At 62.8% G+C, this 18,439-nt stretch carries 14 protein-coding genes and 1 tRNA gene; 11 read left to right on the top strand and 4 right to left on the bottom strand.

Translation table 11 applies throughout. The features are described 5' to 3' along the window. The first annotated feature begins 3 nt into the window (after positions 1-3). From gcvH to gcvPB, 3 genes are read left to right on the top strand one after another with little or no spacing between them, the layout of a single operon-like run. The gene (gcvH, locus tag BG023_RS04360) at positions 4-372 is read left to right on the top strand and encodes a glycine cleavage system protein GcvH (protein ID WP_069309376.1); all 369 of its coding nucleotides are present in this window, start codon (positions 4-6) and stop codon (positions 370-372) included. 41 nt (positions 373-413) lie between these two features. After that, on the top strand, positions 414-1,790 hold the full coding sequence (gene gcvPA, locus BG023_RS04365; RefSeq protein ID WP_069309377.1) for an aminomethyl-transferring glycine dehydrogenase subunit GcvPA: 1,377 nt from the start codon (positions 414-416) through the stop codon (positions 1,788-1,790). Further along, entirely contained in the window at positions 1,787-3,343 is a 1,557-nt protein-coding gene (gene gcvPB / locus BG023_RS04370; protein WP_069309378.1) for an aminomethyl-transferring glycine dehydrogenase subunit GcvPB, read from the top strand. The genes gcvPA and gcvPB overlap by 4 nt, the downstream gene beginning before the upstream one ends. A gap of 3 nt (positions 3,344-3,346) precedes the next feature. Here gcvPB and BG023_RS04375 read toward each other — a convergent pair whose 3' ends face one another. The 3 genes from BG023_RS04375 to BG023_RS04385 form a co-directional block, all read right to left on the bottom strand. Next, positions 3,347-4,660: a lipopolysaccharide biosynthesis protein gene (locus BG023_RS04375; RefSeq protein WP_069309379.1), complete on the bottom strand. Its 1,314-nt coding sequence runs from the start codon at positions 4,658-4,660 to the stop codon at positions 3,347-3,349. Between the two features lie 141 nt (positions 4,661-4,801). Beyond that, the gene (locus BG023_RS04380) at positions 4,802-6,295 is read right to left on the bottom strand and encodes a CoA-acylating methylmalonate-semialdehyde dehydrogenase (RefSeq protein WP_069311120.1); all 1,494 of its coding nucleotides are present in this window, start codon (positions 6,293-6,295) and stop codon (positions 4,802-4,804) included. Positions 6,296-6,396: 101 nt separating this feature from the next. Then, positions 6,397-7,821 carry a M24 family metallopeptidase gene (locus BG023_RS04385; RefSeq protein ID WP_233993075.1) on the bottom strand — a complete coding sequence of 475 codons (1,425 nt, stop codon included), beginning with the start codon at positions 7,819-7,821 and terminating at the stop codon, positions 6,397-6,399. A gap of 43 nt (positions 7,822-7,864) precedes the next feature. On the opposite strand from BG023_RS04385, the gene BG023_RS04390 reads away from it, so the two are divergent. From BG023_RS04390 to BG023_RS04400, 3 genes are all read left to right on the top strand, one after another. Further along, the gene (locus BG023_RS04390; RefSeq protein ID WP_083234526.1) at positions 7,865-8,836 is read left to right on the top strand and encodes a zinc transporter ZntB; all 972 of its coding nucleotides are present in this window, start codon (positions 7,865-7,867) and stop codon (positions 8,834-8,836) included. Positions 8,837-8,973: 137 nt separating this feature from the next. Next, a tRNA-Gly gene (locus tag BG023_RS04395) sits at positions 8,974-9,047 on the top strand. A gap of 211 nt (positions 9,048-9,258) precedes the next feature. Next, a complete protein-coding gene (locus BG023_RS04400; protein WP_069309380.1) occupies positions 9,259-10,449 on the top strand; it encodes a tyrosine-type recombinase/integrase in 1,191 nt (396 codons plus the stop codon). 320 nt (positions 10,450-10,769) lie between these two features. On the opposite strand, the gene BG023_RS04405 is transcribed toward BG023_RS04400, so the two are convergent. Then, positions 10,770-11,243: a MarR family winged helix-turn-helix transcriptional regulator gene (locus BG023_RS04405; protein ID WP_069309381.1), complete on the bottom strand. Its 474-nt coding sequence runs from the start codon at positions 11,241-11,243 to the stop codon at positions 10,770-10,772. Between the two features lie 74 nt (positions 11,244-11,317). On the opposite strand from BG023_RS04405, the gene BG023_RS04410 reads away from it, so the two are divergent. The 5 genes from BG023_RS04410 to BG023_RS04430 all read left to right on the top strand — a co-directional run bounded on the left by BG023_RS04410 (position 11,318) and on the right by BG023_RS04430 (position 17,929). Next, positions 11,318-12,205, top strand: a complete 888-nt coding sequence (locus BG023_RS04410; RefSeq protein ID WP_069309382.1) for an alpha/beta fold hydrolase — start codon at positions 11,318-11,320, stop codon at positions 12,203-12,205. Then, complete coding sequence (locus BG023_RS04415; RefSeq protein ID WP_069309383.1) at positions 12,202-12,615, top strand: hotdog fold thioesterase; 414 nt, start codon at positions 12,202-12,204, stop codon at positions 12,613-12,615. Before BG023_RS04410 ends, BG023_RS04415 begins: the two co-directional genes overlap by 4 nt. Further along, positions 12,609-13,721 (top strand): efflux RND transporter periplasmic adaptor subunit, encoded by a 1,113-nt coding sequence (locus tag BG023_RS04420; protein WP_083234527.1) that lies wholly within the window; start codon positions 12,609-12,611, stop codon positions 13,719-13,721. Before BG023_RS04415 ends, BG023_RS04420 begins: the two co-directional genes overlap by 7 nt. Before the next feature lies 1 nt (position 13,722). Then, the gene (locus BG023_RS04425; protein ID WP_069309385.1) at positions 13,723-16,818 is read left to right on the top strand and encodes an efflux RND transporter permease subunit; all 3,096 of its coding nucleotides are present in this window, start codon (positions 13,723-13,725) and stop codon (positions 16,816-16,818) included. A gap of 205 nt (positions 16,819-17,023) precedes the next feature. Continuing rightward, positions 17,024-17,929 (top strand): EamA family transporter, encoded by a 906-nt coding sequence (locus BG023_RS04430; protein WP_069309386.1) that lies wholly within the window; start codon positions 17,024-17,026, stop codon positions 17,927-17,929. Positions 17,930-18,439 lie beyond the last annotated feature (510 nt).

Raw genomic sequence — 18,439 nt, forward strand, 5'->3', positions numbered from 1 at the left:
CCCATGCGTTACTACACTGACGAACACGAATGGATCGAAGTCGAAGGCGACATCGCCACGGTCGGCATCACCGACTACGCACAGGGCCAGCTGGGCGACATCGTCTTTGTTGAGCTGCCCGAAGTCGGCGCGATGATCGAACAGGGCAAGGATGCTGCCGTGGTCGAGAGCGTAAAGGCGGCCTCCGATGTCTATGCCCCGATCACCGGTGAGATCACCGAAACCAATCCCGCGCTGGAAGAAGACCCCTCGCTGGTCAACTCGGCCCCGGAAGATGCCGGCTGGTTCTTCAAGATGACCATCGAAGCCCCCGCCGAGCTCGACAAGCTGATGGACGAAGACGGCTACAAGGCTTTCCTCGAAGGTCTCTGATCCTCCCTCACCACCCTCTCCCAAGCTGAGGCTGAACACCCATGCGCTACCTCCCTCTCACCGATACCGACCGGCAGGCGATGCTGGCGACCATCGGCGCTGCCACGGTTGATGACCTGTTCGTCGATGTGCCCGCAGTCGCCCGCCTCGATGGCCCGATCCGCGGGCTGCCGATGCACGCGAGCGAAATGGCGGTCGAACGCCACATGAAGGCGCTGGCGGCGAAGAACCTGGTGGCGGGCGATGTGCCGTTCTTCCTCGGCGCGGGAGCTTACCGGCACCACGTACCCGCGAGCGTCGATACCATCATCCAGCGCGGCGAGTTCCTGACCGCCTACACGCCCTACCAGCCGGAAATCGCGCAGGGCACGCTCCAGATGCTGTTCGAGTTCCAGACGCAGGTTGCGCGCCTCTATGGTTGTGCGGTGGCCAATGCCTCGCTCTACGACGGATCGACCGCGTGCTGGGAAGCCGTGGCGATGGCGACCCGCGTTACCCGCCGCAAGCGGGCGGTGCTTTCGGGCGCGCTGCACCCGCATTATGCGCAGGTCGTCAAGACGATGGCGCACTTCACCGGTGACACCATCGCCGATGCGCTGCCCGCGATCACGCCCGAGCCGGACATGGACGGCCTGATCGCCCGCATCGACGAGGAAACCGCCTGCGTCGTGGTGCAATATCCCGACATTCTCGGCCGCATCACCGATCTGACTGCCGTTGCCGAAGCCGCCCACGCCAAGGGCGCGCTGCTGGTGGTGGTGAACACCGAACCCGTCGCCCTGGGCGCGATCAAGAGCCCCGGCGAGATGGGCGCGGATATCGTGGTGGGTGAAGGCCAGTCATTGGGCGTCGGCCTGCAATTCGGCGGGCCTTACCTCGGCCTCTTCGCGGTGCGCGATCCCAAGCACGTGCGCCAGATGCCGGGTCGCCTCTGCGGCGAGACCACCGATGCCGAGGGCAAGCGTGGCTTCGTTCTGACCCTCTCGACCCGCGAACAGCACATCCGCCGCGAGAAGGCGACCAGCAACATCTGCACCAATTCCGGCCTGTGTGCGCTGGCCTTCAGCGTCCACATGACCCTGCTGGGCGAGCGGGGCCTGCGCGAGCTGGCGGCGGAAAACCACCGCCTCGCCTGTCTTGCCGCAGATCGCCTCGCCAAGGTGCCGGGTGTTGAAGTGCTCAACAACGCCTTCTTCAACGAGTTCACCCTGCTGCTCGGCGGCAAGCCCGCGCGCGAGATCGTGCGCGATCTGGCCGACCGCGGCGTGCTGGGCGGCGTGTCGCTCGGGCGGCTTTACCCCGGCGTCGAAGCGCTGGAACACGCGCTGCTGGTCGCCGTGACCGAAACCACCACCGAGGAAGATATCGAGGCCCTCGCCCGCGAGCTTGAAGCCAGCATCAAGGAGCACGCAGCATGAACGCCCCCAACGCCTCCGGCTGGAAGCCCGAAATGACGCTCGCCGAAGACGGGATGCACAACGGCCCGTCGACCACCACCGGCAACCGCGCGCTGATGCTCGAAGAGCCGCTGCTGTTCGAAATCGGCCGCGCCGATGTGACCGGCGTCGATCTGCCCGCGCTTGATCCGGCTGCCCCGACCCGTCTCGGCGGCCTCGCACGATCGGAAGCGATCGGGCTGGTCGGCCTGACCGAACCGGAAACCGTGCGCCACTACACCCGACTGTCGCGGCAGAACTACGGGATCGACCTCGGCTTCTTCCCGCTCGGTTCGTGCACGATGAAGCACAACCCGCGCCTCAATGAGAAGATGGCGCGGCTCCCCGGCTTTGCCGATATCCACCCGCTCGCGCCGCAATCCTCGGTGCAGGGCGCGCTCGAAGTCATCAGCCAGCTGGGCACCTGGCTGTGCAAGCTGACCGGCATGCCCGCTGTCGCGATGAGCCCCAAGGCGGGCGCGCATGGCGAGCTGTGCGGGATCCTCGCGATCCGCGCGGCGCATGAAGCGCGCGGCGATGCGCGCGAGGTGGTGCTGGTGCCGGAAAGCGCCCACGGTACCAACCCGGCGACTGCCGCCTTCGCCAATTACCGCGTGGAAGATATCCCCGCGACGCCCGAAGGCCGGGTCGATGTGGCCGCGCTCAAGGCCCGCCTCGGGCCGGACGTGGCGGCGGTTATGATCACCAACCCCAACACCTGCGGGTTGTTCGAAAAGGACTTCCGCGAAATCGCCGATGCCGTCCACGCGGCGGGCGGATACGTCTATTGCGACGGGGCGAACTTCAACGCCATCGTCGGCAAGGTGCGCCCGGGCGATCTCGGCGTCGATGCGATGCACATCAACCTGCACAAGACCTTCTCCACCCCGCATGGCGGCGGCGGGCCGGGTTCGGGGCCGGTTGTGCTCTCGGAGGCGCTCGCGCCCTATGCGCCGCTGCCTTTCGTGCGGCAGGATACGGCTGGCACCTTCTATCTCGTCGAGGAAGAGAACAGCGAGGAGCGCGGGCCTTCGTTTGGCCGCATGACCGCGTTCCACGGCCAGATGGGGATGTATACCCGCGCGCTCACCTACATGCTCAGCCACGGGGCCGACGGCCTCAAGCAGGTGGCCGAGGATGCGGTGCTCAACGCCAATTACATCCTGCGGTCGATGGAGGATATTCTCCACGCACCCTTCGGCGCAAGCGGCCCGTGCATGCACGAGGCGCTGTTCGGCGACAAGGACTTTACCGATGGGCTTTCGACGCTCGATGTCGCCAAGGGGCTGATCGACGAAGGCTATCACCCGATGACGGTGTACTTCCCGCTGGTGGTTCACGGCGCGATGCTGGTCGAGCCGACCGAGACCGAGAGCAAGGCGGCGATCGACCAATTCATCACCGCGTTCCGCAGCGTTGTCACCCGCGCGCTGGCGGGCGATCAGGCGTTGAAGCAGGCGCCGTATTATTCGCCCCGCCGGCGGCTCGATGAAACGGCGGCGGCGCGCAAGCCCAAGCTGGTGTTTGAGGGCTAAAGCTCAGCGTTCAGGAGGGGCGGGCCGCTTGTCCGCCCCTTTGCTTTCCGGCTCGTCCACCACCAGCCGGAACTGCTTCAGGTTCACGATCGCGAGGTAGAAGCCGACCACGGTCAGCACGCTCGACCCGAGCACCGCGAAGCCCGCGCCCTGCGCGCCCTTCCAGTCGATCGCCAGTTCCAGCATCAGCAGCGCAAGGATCGTCGGGAACAGCCGGACGAGGAAGGCGACGTGCGCCTTGCCGGCCGAAATGAGCAGGCTTTCAAGGCTCGCACCGACCAGCTCCACCGCACCCGCGATGCTGAGGATGATCATCGCCCAGTAGAAGCCGGTGAACTCGTCGCCCGCGATCAGTGCGATGCCGGGGCGGCCGAACAGGATCGCGGTGACCACCGCCGCCACGCCCGCAATCGCCGCGATGTTCGCCATGCGCCGCGCGATCTCGACCGCGCCGTCGCGCGATTGCACCAGCTCGGGCAGGATCGCCTTGGAGATGGTCTGGGCGAGCGCGATCAGCGCCACGCCCAACTGGTTCGCGATGCGGAAACCGCCCGCAAGGTAGGCGCCGCCGAAGGTGCCGACCAGCAGGATCATCACCTGCTTGCCCGCCACCGCGAGGCTGCCCGACATGTTGGTCGATAGCACGAAGCGCCAGGCGTCCTTGTGCCGCGCGGGGATCGCCTTGAGGCTGATCGAGGACAGCGGCACCGGCTGCACCCGTGCGGCGACGATCCACAGCGCGATCGCGGTGCCGACTTCCGAAGCGGCAAAGGCGAGGATGAAGCCGGTGACATCGGGCATCAGCCACCACGCCAGCACCGCGCCGCTTGCGCGGATAATCGGCTGAACCGCCTCGGCCCAGGTCGCCTTGCCGTATTCCGAATGGAGCCGCAGCATCCCTGTGGGCGTGGTGCGGATCGTCAGCAGCGAGATCACGCAATACCAGAACGTCAGCCACAGCAGTTGCGGCGGCACGTCGAGCCACAAGGGCGCGGTCAGCACCAGCACCGCCGAGGCGAGCGTCCCGACTGCGACCGACACGCCATCGAGCGCGACCGCAAACCCCGTCGCCTCGCGCGCGCGCTGGAGATCGACGCCGGGCTTGTCGGGATCGGCGCCCCAGCGGACGATGAACTGCCAGGTCTGGAAGCTTGAAAAGCCGGTGACGGCCTGCCCCAGCGCGATGATCAGCGCGAAGTAGCCGAACCCGTCGGTACCAAGCGTACGCGCGGCGATGGCGAGGTAGACGAGGCTGAGCACCGCGTTGAACCCGCGCCCGCCCAGCAGCCAGCCCATATTGGCGAATACCCGCTTCATGGCGTTTCAGGGGCGGGCCAAGTGCTTAACCATAGGCGGCGGCCTTAGCCGCAAAGCGCGGGTCAAGCCAAGCGGTCATGGTGAGCGCCATGCAACAAATGCGGCGGGACGAGATGCCCCGCCGCCTGTGCGCTTGCCTGCTCACCCCATCGTCGGGATGACGAAGGCGTTCGATCCGTCCCCGCCGCCATCGGGCCAGCGCTGGGTGATCTTCTTGTTCTTGGTCCAGAAGCGCAGGCCTTCCACGCCATACTGGTCGATGTCGCCGAAGCCCGAACGCTTCCACCCGCCGAAGGAGTGATAGGCGACCGGCACCGGGATCGGCACGTTGATGCCGACCATCCCGACATTCACCCGCGCAGCGAATTCGCGCGCGGCGTGGCCGTTGCGGGTGAAGATCGCGACACCGTTGCCATACTGGTGTTCGGACGGCAGGCGCACCGCCTCCTCGAAGTCCTTGGCGCGCACGATCTGGAGCACGGGGCCGAAGATTTCTTCCTGATAGGATTTCATCTGCGGGGTGACGTAATCGATCAGCGTCGGGCCGACGAAGAAGCCCTTTTCGTGGCCCTGCAGAGTGTAGCCACGCCCGTCGACGACGATTTCGGCGCCCTCTTCCTCGGCCGTGGTGATCCACTGTTCGATCCGCGCCTTGTGCTCGGGCGTGACGACCGGGCCGTAATCCGCGTCGGGATCGTTCGAAACACCAATGCGAAGCTTGGCGACCGAGGTGAGCAGCTTTTCCTTGAGCCGCTCCGCCGTCTCCTCACCCACCGGCACCACTACGGGCAGCGCCATGCAGCGCTCGCCTGCCGAACCGAAGGCCGCGCCGGTCAGATCGGTGACGACCTGGTCGAGATCGGCATCGGGCAGCACGATCCCGTGGTTCTTCGCGCCGCCGAAGGCCTGCACGCGCTTGTTGTTCGCCGAACCACGCGCATAGATATATTGCGCGATGTCGGACGAGCCGACGAAGCTGATCGCGGCGATATCGGGGTGATCGATGATCGCATCGACCATTTCCTTGTCGCCGTGGACGACCTGAAGCAGCCCTTCGGGAGCGCCCGCTTCAAGGAACAGTTCGGCCAACCGCACCGGCACGCTGGGGTCGCGCTCCGACGGCTTCAGAATGAAGGCATTGCCCGCCGCGCAGGCCATGCCGAACATCCACATCGGGATCATCGCCGGGAAGTTGAACGGGGTGATGCCCGCACCGATGCCGAGCGGCTGGCGCACCGAATAGACATCGATCCCCGGCCCTGCGCCGTGGGTATATTCGCCCTTCATGATCTGCGGCAGGCCGCAGGCATATTCGATCACTTCAAGCCCGCGCTGCACATCGCCGCGCGCATCGGGCACCGTCTTGCCGTGCTCCGACGAGAGCATCTCGGCGAGGCTCTGCATATTCGCCTCGACCAGTTCTTTGAAGGCGAACATCACCCGCGCGCGGCGCTGCGGATTGGTGGCGGCCCAGGCGGGCTGGACGCGCTTGGCGGTTTCTACCGCGCGGGCCAGCAGCGCGGCATCGCCCAGCGCAACCTCGGCCTGCACTTCGCCGGTCGAGGGGTTCCAGATGGCGTGCTTGCGGGTCGGAGCGGGGGGCTCGCCGACGATGAAATGGTCGATCTGACGCAGGGTCTGAGTCATGGGGAAAGGGTCTCCTGTCTGGCTTCCCCATGCCCCCCAAGGCCCGCCCATGCAAGGGGCAGGCATCCCCTCAAAAGTGCTTACCCGCCCTAAGGGATCAGCGTGATCGCGGTCTGCCGCCCATCGATGAAGCGCACGGTTTCGCCGTCGAAGAAGGCATCTTCCTCGGTGCGGAAATCGACCCGCTGGCCGCCCCATTCGGGCACGTTGGCGTAGGAGGTCAGCTCGATCGACCATGCGGTGTTGGCGCGGATCGGGCCGCTACCGCGCACGTCGGCCTTCTGGTTGTCCCAGAACCCGATCGAAGGCCCGGCGCCGTGGCCGTGGTGGCCGATGGGGTGGGTGTAGATCGACGGATCGAGCCCCGCCGCAATCGCATCTGCCTGGGCGATAGCGAGCGCCTCGTTGCCGCTGCGTCCGACCTTGAAGGCGCGGGTGAGGAAATCCTGCACCTTGTTGCTGTTCGCCAAACCTGCGCGCAGGCCCGCCGGAGCCTCGGTCTCGCCCGGCTTCAGCACATAGGCGAGGTGCTGGGTATCGGTGTTGAGGCGCAGATAGGTGATGCCGAAATCGGTCCACAGCAGATCGCCCGGCTGGATCACTTCCTCGCCTTCGATCATGCCCTTCACGCCCTGCCGCTGGATCGCGACCGAGGGGTGGAACCACGGGGTGAGGCCAAGCTGCATCAGCCGGTCGCGATACCACCACTGCACCTGCTCGGCGGTGGTCACCCCCGGCGTAATCACCTTGCTTGAGAACGCCTCCCCGATCACCGAATGGGCGATGCGGACGACGCTGGGATAGAGCTCCATTTCCGAAGGCAGGCGCGTTTCGAGCCAGCGGATCGCGAGCGTCTCGCCGCTCACCACCCGCTCGTGCAGCGCCGGGGGCAGCTTGGCCATGAAGCGATCATACTGGCTCAGCGTCATGCCGTCGGCGAACTGGTAGAGATCGGAGGAATTGATCGCGATTGTCTTCGGGCTGCGCGCCGCGATGATGTCGGCAACCGCCTGCCACTGGTCGGGCTGCTCGTCCGGGTTCCACACCGGCGCGAACATCCCGCCAAGCCCGTAGCGGCTCACCGTCAGCCGTTCGATCGGATGGCCTTCACCCGGATCGTAAAAGATCAGGATCGTGCGCCGCCGCGCATGCATGTTCTCGGCATCGAGCATGGTGGCGACCACCGGCTCTTCGAAATATTCGCGCGCGACCAGCAGCCACAGGTCGATCCCCTCCTCGCGCATGATCTGCGGGATGATGGTATCGAGCCGTTCGCCGAGGATGCGGTTTTCCAGCGCTGCGCGGGCGCGCGGGGGCAGGATCGTGGGCAGCGCGGGGGCGGCGACTTCGGCTTCGCTGAGGCCGAGCGGGGCCTGCGCCGTCGCCGGGGCGGCAAGTCCGCTGGCCGCAAGCCCACCCACTGCCAGCATCGCTGCTGCAAGAATCCGCTGTCCGATCACGCCCATACCCCCTGCCAGTTGCACGGCGACAGTGGCGCAGGCCGCAGCCGACATCAAGCGCTTGCCGCCGCGCGCAGGGGCGCTAACACAGGCGCTTATGGATATGCGGACCGATCCGATCGCCTTGAGGGCGCTGCTGGTACACAATGGCGCGGTGCGCGAAATCGCAGCCGAAGAGGTGGCAGGCTTTGCCGGGCCGGGCTTCGTCTGGCTGCACGTCGATGGCGTGGGGCATGGCCAGCGCATGGATCTGCCGGGCTATGTCCCCGAAATGGCCGCAAGCGCGTTGCTGGCCGGCGAAACCCGCCCGCGCTGCGACGAAGTGGATGATGCCGCCCTCATCAACCTGCGCGGTGCTGGCGAGCGTCCGACCGGTGACAGCGACGGGCTGGTCTCGATCCGCATCTGGGTCGAGGCGCGGCGTGTGACTTCGGTGAGCCGTCACCCGATGGCCGCGCTGGCCACGGTCGAGGCGGCGATGCGTTCGGGCCAGTTGCGCGACGGGGGCGATTTCGTCTCGGTGCTGGCGCAGGCGATCAGCACCGAGCTTGATCCGCAGGTGGCCGATCTGGGCGACCGGCTCGATGAATGCGAAGCGATGCTCGATACCGGCGACATCTACGACATGCGCCGCCGGATCGCGCGGCTGCGCTCGCAGGCGATTGCGCTGCGGCGGTTCGTCGCGCCCGATCGCGATGCGCTGGGCGCGATGGCGCAACTACCCTTCGCTTGGATCAGCAAGGATGACCGGCTGCATCTGCGCGAGGCGGCGGACCGTTTCGCCCGCATGGCCGAAGAGCTGGAGGCGGTGCGCGAACGTGCGGCGCTGATCCACGAACAGCTCACCGATCTGCGCGCCGAGAAGGTCGACCAGCGCAGCCTCGCGATTGCGGTGGTGGCCTTCATTTTCCTGCCGCTGACCTTCATCACCGGGCTCCTGGGGATGAATGTCGAGGGCATCCCCTATGCGGGCGAGCCGTGGGCGTTCTGGGGTGTGTTCAGCCTGTGTCTGGCGATCACCCTGGTGATCGTGGGCTGGTTTTCGCGGCGCCACTGGCTCGGGGATTGAGCCGGCTTGCGAGCAGGCTTGACCGGGCGGGCGTAATCGTGGCAGTGGCTCGCCCCGCCTAGAGGGTGCCTAGACCCCCTCCAGGTGCGCCTTGACCCCATGTTCCACGTGGAACATTCGCCGATAGCGGGGCCAATGCGGGTGTAGCTCAATGGTAGAGCAGAAGCTTCCCAAGCTTACGACGAGGGTTCGATTCCCTTCACCCGCTCCACTTCCCTGTCCGCCAGCATCCACATGCGTCTGGACAACTCCCTAAAGTCCAAGGTATTCAGCGGATATCGTGCCGCAAGCGTTCACTCGTTTCCGCATTTAGCCGTTGGCGAGTGGGGGTATGGCTGGGGGTTCTAGCCAAAGCGGCCAACTCGATACCCCCACGCTTGGGGGTATCGCGGGGGCAAGCCCCGGAAAGGCTGGATGCTACTATGGCGCTGACAGACGTTGCGATCCGCAAGGCCAAGCCCGGTCCCAAGCCCGTCAAACTGGCGGATGGGGGCGGGATGCACCTGCTGATCACCCCAGCCGGGGGCAAGCTCTGGCGACTGAAATATCGAATTGATGGGCGCGAAAAGCTGCTGGCGATTGGGGCCTACCCCGAGATCAGTTTGGGCGAAGCGCGCCGCCGCCGCGAGGAAGCCCGCGAAATGATCGCTCTGGGCAAAGACCCATCGCGAGAAAAGCGGCGCGAAAAGCTGCGCTCTCGCATCCAAGCCGCCGATACGTTCAAGGCGATCAGCGATGAATTCTGCCAGAAGCGTAGGCGGGATGGACAGAAGGGCTGGGCACCGGCCACCGCCACTCGCAGCGAATATCTGCTGTCACTGGTGTGCGGTTCGATCGGCCACCTGCCTATCGGCGAAATCGAGCCGATGGACGTCCTGACAGCAATTCGCCGGATCGAAGGTAAGGGGAAGCTCGAAAGCGCGCGGCGCAGCTTGCAACTGGCGGGCGCTGTGTTTCGCTATGCCGTCGCCACCGCGCGGCTTGCGTCGGACCCTACCCGAGATTTGCGCGGCGCGCTTACCGCCCCCACCGTGACGCATTACGGCGCGATAACGGATCCCAAGAAGGTCGGCGAGTTGCTGCGCGCGATCGATGATTACGAGGGCAGCGGCATTACCAAGCTGGCCTTGCAGATTGCCCCCCACGTTTTCGTCCGCCCCGGCGAGCTGCGCCATGCCGAGTGGAGCGAGATTGATCTGGACGGGGCGCTCTGGATCATCCCGGCGGGCAAGATGAAAATGCGCAAGCCGCACCATGTCCCCCTATCGCGGCAGACTGTAGAGCTGTTCCGGCAAGTCAGGGCAGTGACAGGGCCGACCGGCTACGTTTTCCCGTCCGTGCGCACCCGCACCCGCCCCATGAGCGAAAACACTATCAATGCCGGTTTGCGGCGGCTGGGCTATGCTACCGATGAAATGACCGCGCACGGCTTCCGCGCGATGGCCTCCACGCTTCTCAACGATAGCGGCAAATGGAACCCTGATGCGATCGAGCGCGCGCTGGCGCATGGCGACACCGACAAGGTGCGCGCGGCCTATCATCGCGGCGCGCATTGGGATGAACGGGTGGCGATGGCGCAATGGTGGAGCGATCATCTGGACCAGCTGCGCTAGGGCGGGGACGTGGTGCGGATGTCCAACCGGACTTCGGGCTAAGCTGTGACGAACTATCGAAAAGCTTCTGGTGATCGGGGATGTGTTCGGAAGCATCGATAAGGTGCAACCTGCTTTGGCGAATTGCCAATCGCAACAGCAAATGCAGCTCCCGACCCAGACCCGGTCACTCCCGGCCACCGAGTTGAATGTCTGGTTCCGCCAAAATCCGCCACGCTGCTTTCAGGATCCCGGATCGGCCCTGCTCATGACCGATGATGGGTGGAAACCTGACTTTCGTCGTCGCAACCATCCCTAGACATATCTAGAATCGAACCGGGTTAATTGCGGTCCAAATTGTCCTGCATCGCGGCCAATAGCGCACTTAACTTGTCCAGCTCACCGATGTCCGTTCCGACAAGCAGGCGTCCGTAGACCGCGTCGGCCTCGGCTCTAAGCTTCGGTAATAGCTCAACCGCAGCAGGCATAAGGTGGATGTGCCATACGCGCCGGTCGTTCACCGCGCTACGTCGCTCAACGAGCGACAGTTCTTCAAGCCTGTCAATGGCCTGACCAACGCTTGCTCGCTCCAGCTCAAGCTCCCGGGCAAGTTCGGTTTGCGTCATGCCCGGCGTTCGATAAAGATATGCCAATGCGCGCCATTGGGTGCGGGTGAGCCCGAATTGTTCGAAGGACGTATCGAATGTGCGTCGCAGCCGGCGCGTCACCTCTTCCATAAGAAAGACGAGCCGATCCGTGTCGGTCAGAAAATTCGCAGCGGTTTTATCTGCAGCCTGATCCGAGCGCGTTACCATGATCCGGTCATAGCTTCCCCAAAACGAGAATAAAGATATTTACTGTAAGGCACCTTACAGTATACCGAATTGCTATGGCCACAATACCAACCAGCATCAAGGGAGCCGGCGGCATCGAACTCGCCGCCGAGATCACCGGCGCGCCTGACGCGATGCCGGTCTTGCTCGCTCACGGAGGTGGACAGACCCGGAGAGCGTGGAAGCGCGTCACGAGCGATCTTGCCGATGCCGGGTTCTGCGCAATTGCTTTTGACATGCGTGGCCATGGCGACAGCGCGTGGTCGGATACCGGCGCATATGAGATACGTCACTTTGCGGCCGATCTTGTCGCGGTCGCATCCCAAATGGATCGCAAGCCCGCGCTGGTCGGGGCATCGCTTGGTGGGCTGGCAGGGTTGCTTGCTGAAGGAGAGCTCGCCCAAGGCAGCTTCGCGTCGCTCACATTGGTGGATGTCGCACCGCGCATGGAGCCAGAGGGCGTAATGCGGGTCGTGGGCTTCATGGAACAGCATGTCGAAACCGGCTTTGCGTCACCTGATGAAGCGGCGGAAGTTATCGCACGCTACATGCCACATCGCGGTAAGCGCGGCGCTGGCGCTGGCCTGCGCCATTATCTCCGGCAAAAGGATGATGGCCGCTTTTACTGGCACTGGGATCCAGCGTTCATCCGCAACATCATGGCCGCCAAACGGAGCAATCCCGAAAATCAGGAGCATCAGTTTCAGGAACTCAGCCACGCGGCGGCCAGTCTGGATCTTCCGCTTCATCTCATTCGCGGCGCGGCGAGCGACCTTGTTTCCGAAGAAGCCGTTGTACACCTGCGTCAAGTCGCTCCCCATGCGGAATATACCGACATCGCAGACGCCACCCATATGGTCGTGGGCGATGCCAATGATGCATTTTCGAATGCAATCCTCGTTTTTCTGAATCGCCACCACGGCCCGGCAGGATTGGGGCAATGAGCGAACAGCCAATGGTGCTTGACCGGGCGGGCTTGCAAGACATGCTCGACATTGCGCCCTTCCATCAATGGCTCGGCCTGAAAATCCAATCCTGCTCGGAAGACGGGCTTGAACTCACGATGCCCTGGCACGAGGAAATCGTCTCCAACCCTGTGCTTGGCGCGGCGCATGGCGGCGTGCTTGCGGCGCTGATCGATCTCACAGGCCTTTACGCTTTGGTTATACTGGGCACCCGGGCCACGGCCACGGCCGACCTCAGGGTCGATTATCATCGGCCCGCGACCGCTGGCCCGCTCATTGCGCGTGGACAGGTTGTCAAAACCGGACGTCAGATCAGTGTCGCCGAAGCCCGCATTTTTGGGCCTGACGACAAACTTTTGGCGAGCGGCAGAGGCGCCTACATATGCTAGTTCGCCTTTCTGTGCCTGCGTTGATAGCCGTCGCTCTGTTGCTGCCTGCCTGTTCAGGCGGCGAGGCTGAGGACCAGACCGCAAAAGAAGCACCGCAAGGCCCGCGTGAGGTTCAGACATCGATCGCCCAGACCGAATTGCTCACCGAGCCGGTGAAAGCATTCGGAACTATCGCTGCCAAACAAAGCAGTGCAATCGGAGCGCTCACCGAAGGCCCGGTCGAGCGGATCTTTGTGAAAGTCGGTGACAGGGTGTCACGCGGACAGCCGCTCTTTCGTATCAGACAAGCCGACTATCAGCGGAACGTTGCAGAGGCACAAGCTGCGGTCGATCTTGCGAATGCTCAAGCGATTGAAGCCGAACGGCGCTATGAACGCGTGATAGCTCTTGCGCCGAAGGGTTTCGTTTCTAAAGCGCAGGTCGATGCGGTTGAGACCCAGCTTGCCGTCGCGCGCGCGCAAAAGGCGCAGGCGGTTGCCGCACTCGGCACCGCGCAGCAAGCCCTGAGTGATACGATTACCCGCGCTCCTTATGACGGCGTCGTGACCGCGCGCCTGGTCGATGAAGGAGTCTATCTCAACAATCGATTCTCGGGAGGCGGCCAGTCGGCGGCCCTTCAATTGCAGGAGCTCGGCACCGTCGCGGCGATTGTCAACGCGCCGCAGGAATATGTCGACATGCTGCGGCGAGACATGCCCGCGCGCGTTTTCATCGAAGGGTTCGACGCGCCGTTCGAGAGCATCGTCTACATCATCAACAACCGGGTCGACCCTGAAAGCCGGATGGTCGAATTGCGGCTGCCGATAGCCAATCCGAACTACCGGATTAGCTCCGGCCTTGCAGCGCGAGCCGAGATCCAGATCCCGCCGGAGCCAGCCATCATTCTGCCCCGAACGGCAATTCTCGGCGACAGCTCCGCCGCCCATCTTTTTATCATCCGTGATGGCAAGGCTGAGCGCCGCGAGGTCAGGTTCGACAGCATCGACCTCGACAGGGTGCGGCTACGGTCAGGCCTGACCGCAGGCGAGGAAGTGATCATCGATCCTCCGGCAACCTTGCGCGACGGCGAGCAGGTCAAGCCGCGCCGCACGACCGGCGAGAAGTAATATGTGGCTGGCCGACGTTTCGATCAGGCGTCCGGTCTTTGCGACGATGCTGATAGTCTCGCTCGTCGTGCTTGGCCTTGTTTCCTTCGGTCGCCTCGGAGTCGATCTGTTTCCCGAAGTCGAATTCCCCTACGTGTCGGTAACCACCACACTGCCCGGCGCGTCGCCTGGGACGATCGAGACAGAAGTCACCGATATCGTCGAAGAGCAGCTCAACACCATCGCGGGCCTGCGTCAGATGCGTTCTGTCAGCGCCGAAGGGGTGAGCATCGTCAATCTCGAGTTTGAGCTCGAACAGGACGCCGACCTCATGGCCCAGGAAGTCCGTGACAAGATGTCGCGGCTTGGTGCTGATCTGCCCGCCGATGCGGAGCCGCCGGTGATCGAAAAGGTTGATCCCGACGCTGCGCCTATCCTGTCAGTTCTCTTGTCCGGCGATATGCCGATCCGCGATCTGACCACCTTTGCGGACGAGGACGTGAAGGAACGATTGCAGCGCGTTCCGGGGGTCGGCTCGGTCGAACTGGTCGGAGGGCGCGAACGCGAAATGCGCATATGGCTGGATGCGTCCGCCATGCGTGCACGCGGCATAACGGCAGACGATGTGCTCTCGGCAATCCAGCGTGAAAACGCGGAGCTTCCGGGCGGAAGGCTGGTGACGGAGGGGCGGACACGCCAATTCGGCATCCGCACACTCGCCGAAGCGGCGAGCGCAGCCGAGTTCGCGAGGATTCCGATTGCCTATCGCCCGAATGGCCAGACCGTCCGTATAGGCGATGTCGGCCGCGTCGAAGATTCGGTCGAAGATGAAACCAGCTATGCGCAGCTCGATGGCAAGCCTGGTGTGGTGCTCGAAGTGCGCAAACAGAGTGGTGAAAACACCGTCGCAGTCGCAGAGCAGATCCGGGCCGCAATCGACGACATAAGCGCAAGCGCACCGGATGGGGTCGAACTCGTTATCGCACGCGATACATCGCGCTTCATCGAACAGGCAATCGGGGACGTGCTGTTCGATCTTGTCATCGCGGTGTTGCTGGTGGTGGCCGTAACCTTTCTGTTCCTGTTGAGCTGGCGCGCGACGATCATCGTTCTACTCGCCATTCCGACCTCGATCGTTTCCACCTTCGTCGCATTCGCCGCATTTGATTTCACCATCAACATGATCACCCTGCTGGCACTCACTGTGGCGATTGGTCTGTTGGTGGATGATGCCATCGTGGTGGTAGAAGCAGTCCAGAATGATGTCGATGCCGGCGTGGATGCAACCGAGGCGGCACATGCGGCAACCAAGCGCGTCGCACTGGCGGTGCTGGCAGGCACATTTGCAACGCTGGCGGTCTTCGTGCCGATCGCCTTCATGGAGGGCATCGTCGGGCGTTTCTTCTTCCAATATGGATTGGCGATCGTGTTTTCCGTCAGCGTTTCGATGCTGGTTGCCTTCACGTTGACGCCAGCCCTGTCGGCCCGATTGCTGCGCCCGGAACATCCGGAAGATGGCTGGCTGGGACGTATAGAGCGATTTCATGTGGGGATGCGCTTGCGCTACGAACGACTCGTCAGCTGGGCAATTGGCAGACGGTATGTGGTGCTCGCCGGCGCTCTGGCGAGCGTTCTTGTCGGCGGATTTTTTGCCGGGCTTGTGCCGAGCACATTTATGTCCACCACTGACCGGTCGGAATTTCTCGCAACGGTCAAACTGCCCCTAAGCACAGGGATCACCGGAGCGCGGGATGCAGCCCAGCAAGCTGATGTCATCCTGCGTGAAAACCCGGAGGTCGAACTGGTGTTTGCGAGCGCGGGAAGCGGCACGAATCCCAAGGTCAACGAAATCGATATCTATGTCGGGCTGACCCCCAAGCGGACCCGTGACCTGTCGCAAGATGACCTGATGACCTTCGCGCGCGACGCCCTTGGTGAAGGTGTCGCCGGAGCGCGCGAGGTATCTGTGGCGGAGGTTCCCTGGGTGTCCGGCGGAGGTGTTGGGCAAGCTGCCATCGAGCTTATCATCACCGGAAGTGATACTGCGGCGATCAACGATTATGCCCAATGGCTACAAGGTGAACTCGCCGCCCGGCCCGATTTCGTCGACGTCCGCTCCACCTATGAGGGCGGCCGACCCGAATTGCAGATCGTGCTTGATCGTGACCGCGCAGCGGACCTCGGTATATCCGCTCGCAGCCTTGCCGCGGCCTCCCGCACACTGGTCGGAGGCAGTGATGCGGGAACGTTCGAAGCCGACGGGCGGCGCTATGATGTCCGCGTGCGCCTCGACGAAATTAATCGGCAGACCCTCGCGGATGTTCAGGCACTGCCACTCAGAACCGGACAAGGCACGCTGGTCGATCTGGCAGCAATCGCCGATGTCGAAGTGGCATTAAGCGCCGCGGAGATCGACCGTATTGATCGATCGCGCCAGATTTCAGTGCAGGCGAATACAGCCCCCGGCGTAGCGCTGAGCGTCGCGGTTACGAAGGTCGAGAACCTCCTTGCGTCAAACCCGCCGCCGCCTGGACTTTCGATCCAGACCGAGGGCACAGCGCGAAGACTGGCCGAGACGGGGCAGGCAATTGTCTTCGCGTTCGCCCTGGCAATCGTGGCGCTCTACATCGTCCTGGCAAGCCAGTTTAACAGCTTCGGGCAGCCGATCATCATCATGCTCACCGCGCCCCTTTCCTTTTCAGGAGCCTATTTTCTCATGTGGGCAGGAGGACAGGAAATGAGCCTGTTTGCTCAGATCGGCATGATTGCACTGATGGGGATTGTGATGAAGAATGGCATCCTTCTGGTCGATCTCGCCAACCAGTATCGGGACGCAGGCATGGATCCCGCCTCGGCGATGCGCAAGGCAGCGCCCGAACGCCTGCGACCCGTCCTGATGACAGCGCTGGCGGCAATCTTCGGGATGCTGCCGGTTGCGCTTGCTCAATCGGATGCAGCTGAATGGCGCAATTCAATGGGATTTATCATCATCGGCGGATTGACCACTTCCACATTCTTAACGTTGCTGGTTGTGCCAGCCGCTTACTCTGCGGCGGGTGATCTGAGAGGCCTAGCTGGGCGTTTTCGCACCGTGGCTCGAGACAGGCTGCATCGCTGAACCGCTTCTCGCCTGGAGGCGAGCACTCTCGATGACGGCTATGGGGTCGAGACAAGAAATTCCGCTCCTGGCAGAAGGTTGGTCGAAGCTGCCATAGGGCTTTTGGGATGGAGCTTGACAGCCGGGTATGGCGGGGACTGGGTGGGAAAGACGGCTAGTGGCGCCATTCCTTGTCATTGCGCAATCGGAAGTGTAGCCGCCCTCGATGCTTTGGATACCAATCACCTTGTTTGCCTCACTGGCACAAGTCTTGCGCAATGGCTCGCAGGCGTCTTTAACAAGTAAGATTGGCACATTGGGGGCCACCCAAGTTCGGTTTGTTTTTGGGCTCCCCTTCTCAATTCTGTTCTTTATCCTGTCTCTGTACATTTTTGACGAAACTGTACATCAGATCACCACGGCTTCACTATCTTGGGCTTTCGTTGGAGCGGTAAGCCAGATTGGGGCGACTGCTCTCATGCTTCTGGTAATGCATCGCCGCGCCTTCGGGGTCGCCTATGCTTACATCAAGACCGAGCCGGTGGTTGTCGCCATCATGGGCTTTCTTTTCCTTGGGGATCGGCTTTCTGCCTTAGGCTGGGCTGCGGTTCTGGTGGTTACGATGGGAGTGCTGGTCGCCTCGGTCCCACCGCGCGAGTTCACTAAGCTGTTGCATGAGCGAGCAATGATCGTCGCAGGCCTAGTTTCTGGAGGCCTTTTCGGCTTGTCGGCCGTAGCTTTCCGTGCAGCGATTGAGAATGTTCCGCAAGGCAGCTTTATCGTAAGATCAATTCTTATGGTCACGATCACATTGATCATTCAGACTTTTTTACTCGGGGTCTGGCTCGCATGGCGCGATCGAACTGCGTTTACCGGGTCTCTTGTGGAATGGCGCAGAAGCATTGGAGCAGGATTTCTGGGTGCTCTTTCGTCAGCATGTTTGTTCTGTGCATTATCACTGACGCCAGCGGCAAATGTTCGTACGCTTGCTCTTATCGAAATGCCTTTAGCCGCACTTCTTTCTGGAAAGCTTACAGGGAAGAAGATGTTTGGGCATGAACTGGCAGGCCTAATATTGGTGGCTATTGGAATGCTGATGCTTTTGCTCGCAGCCACGCCCTTACATTTTTGACGTCCGCCCTGGGGTCGGTTCCTGCGTGTCGGATTTCAGGAAGCGAACCTGAATAGCCGCCATCAAAACTCCCGAGCAGGATTGTGTCCGCTTCTGGCAATCCCAGTCATTCGGCATGCCGTTTAGGAACGACGGCTTTGTCCCAAACCCGGCCATTGAGGTCAGGTGTATCGTGGTTGGCGGGAATGATCTGTGATCAAGCATGAGGCGCGAGGTTGATGCTGGCAGGGACCGACATGGCTACGGGTGCCGGACCTGCGGCGATTTGATGTTACGATGCTCGGGCGGGGTGTGTGGCTGAAGGCGATCCATGCAGCTTAGCGGTTGCCGACCTCCGGTTTGCAGCCACCTAGTCAATCAAAACCGATTTGCCAGCCGCTCGCAAAAATGCCTCGTCGTTTCAAGGGGCTTAGTGCGCTTCACTCGGATCTGATTGGCAAATTTCGGCCTATCCGAACCTGATTTGGAAGCTGCCATCTATGGAGATGCTGGTTATCTCGCTGTTACGCA

The sequence above is a fragment of the Porphyrobacter sp. LM 6 genome, assembly GCF_001720465.1.
GTDB lineage: Bacteria > Pseudomonadota > Alphaproteobacteria > Sphingomonadales > Sphingomonadaceae > Erythrobacter.

What these genes read in the sequence shown, in the direction of transcription:
- gcvH (WP_069309376.1), top strand. Translation starts at nt 4, where the DNA reads ATGCGTTACTACACTGACGAACACGAATGGATCGAAGTCGAAGGCGAC.
- gcvPA (WP_069309377.1), top strand. Translation starts at nt 414, where the DNA reads ATGCGCTACCTCCCTCTCACCGATACCGACCGGCAGGCGATGCTGGCG.
- gcvPB (WP_069309378.1), top strand. Translation starts at nt 1,787, where the DNA reads ATGAACGCCCCCAACGCCTCCGGCTGGAAGCCCGAAATGACGCTCGCC.
- BG023_RS04375 (WP_069309379.1), bottom strand. Translation starts at nt 4,660, where the DNA reads ATGAAGCGGGTATTCGCCAATATGGGCTGGCTGCTGGGCGGGCGCGGG.
- BG023_RS04385 (WP_233993075.1), bottom strand. Translation starts at nt 7,821, where the DNA reads ATGTCGGCTGCGGCCTGCGCCACTGTCGCCGTGCAACTGGCAGGGGGT.
- BG023_RS04390 (WP_083234526.1), top strand. Translation starts at nt 7,865, where the DNA reads ATGGATATGCGGACCGATCCGATCGCCTTGAGGGCGCTGCTGGTACAC.
- BG023_RS04400 (WP_069309380.1), top strand. Translation starts at nt 9,259, where the DNA reads ATGGCGCTGACAGACGTTGCGATCCGCAAGGCCAAGCCCGGTCCCAAG.
- BG023_RS04405 (WP_069309381.1), bottom strand. Translation starts at nt 11,243, where the DNA reads ATGGTAACGCGCTCGGATCAGGCTGCAGATAAAACCGCTGCGAATTTT.
- BG023_RS04410 (WP_069309382.1), top strand. Translation starts at nt 11,318, where the DNA reads ATGGCCACAATACCAACCAGCATCAAGGGAGCCGGCGGCATCGAACTC.
- BG023_RS04415 (WP_069309383.1), top strand. Translation starts at nt 12,202, where the DNA reads ATGAGCGAACAGCCAATGGTGCTTGACCGGGCGGGCTTGCAAGACATG.
- BG023_RS04420 (WP_083234527.1), top strand. Translation starts at nt 12,609, where the DNA reads ATGCTAGTTCGCCTTTCTGTGCCTGCGTTGATAGCCGTCGCTCTGTTG.
- BG023_RS04425 (WP_069309385.1), top strand. Translation starts at nt 13,723, where the DNA reads ATGTGGCTGGCCGACGTTTCGATCAGGCGTCCGGTCTTTGCGACGATG.
- BG023_RS04430 (WP_069309386.1), top strand. Translation starts at nt 17,024, where the DNA reads ATGCTTTGGATACCAATCACCTTGTTTGCCTCACTGGCACAAGTCTTG.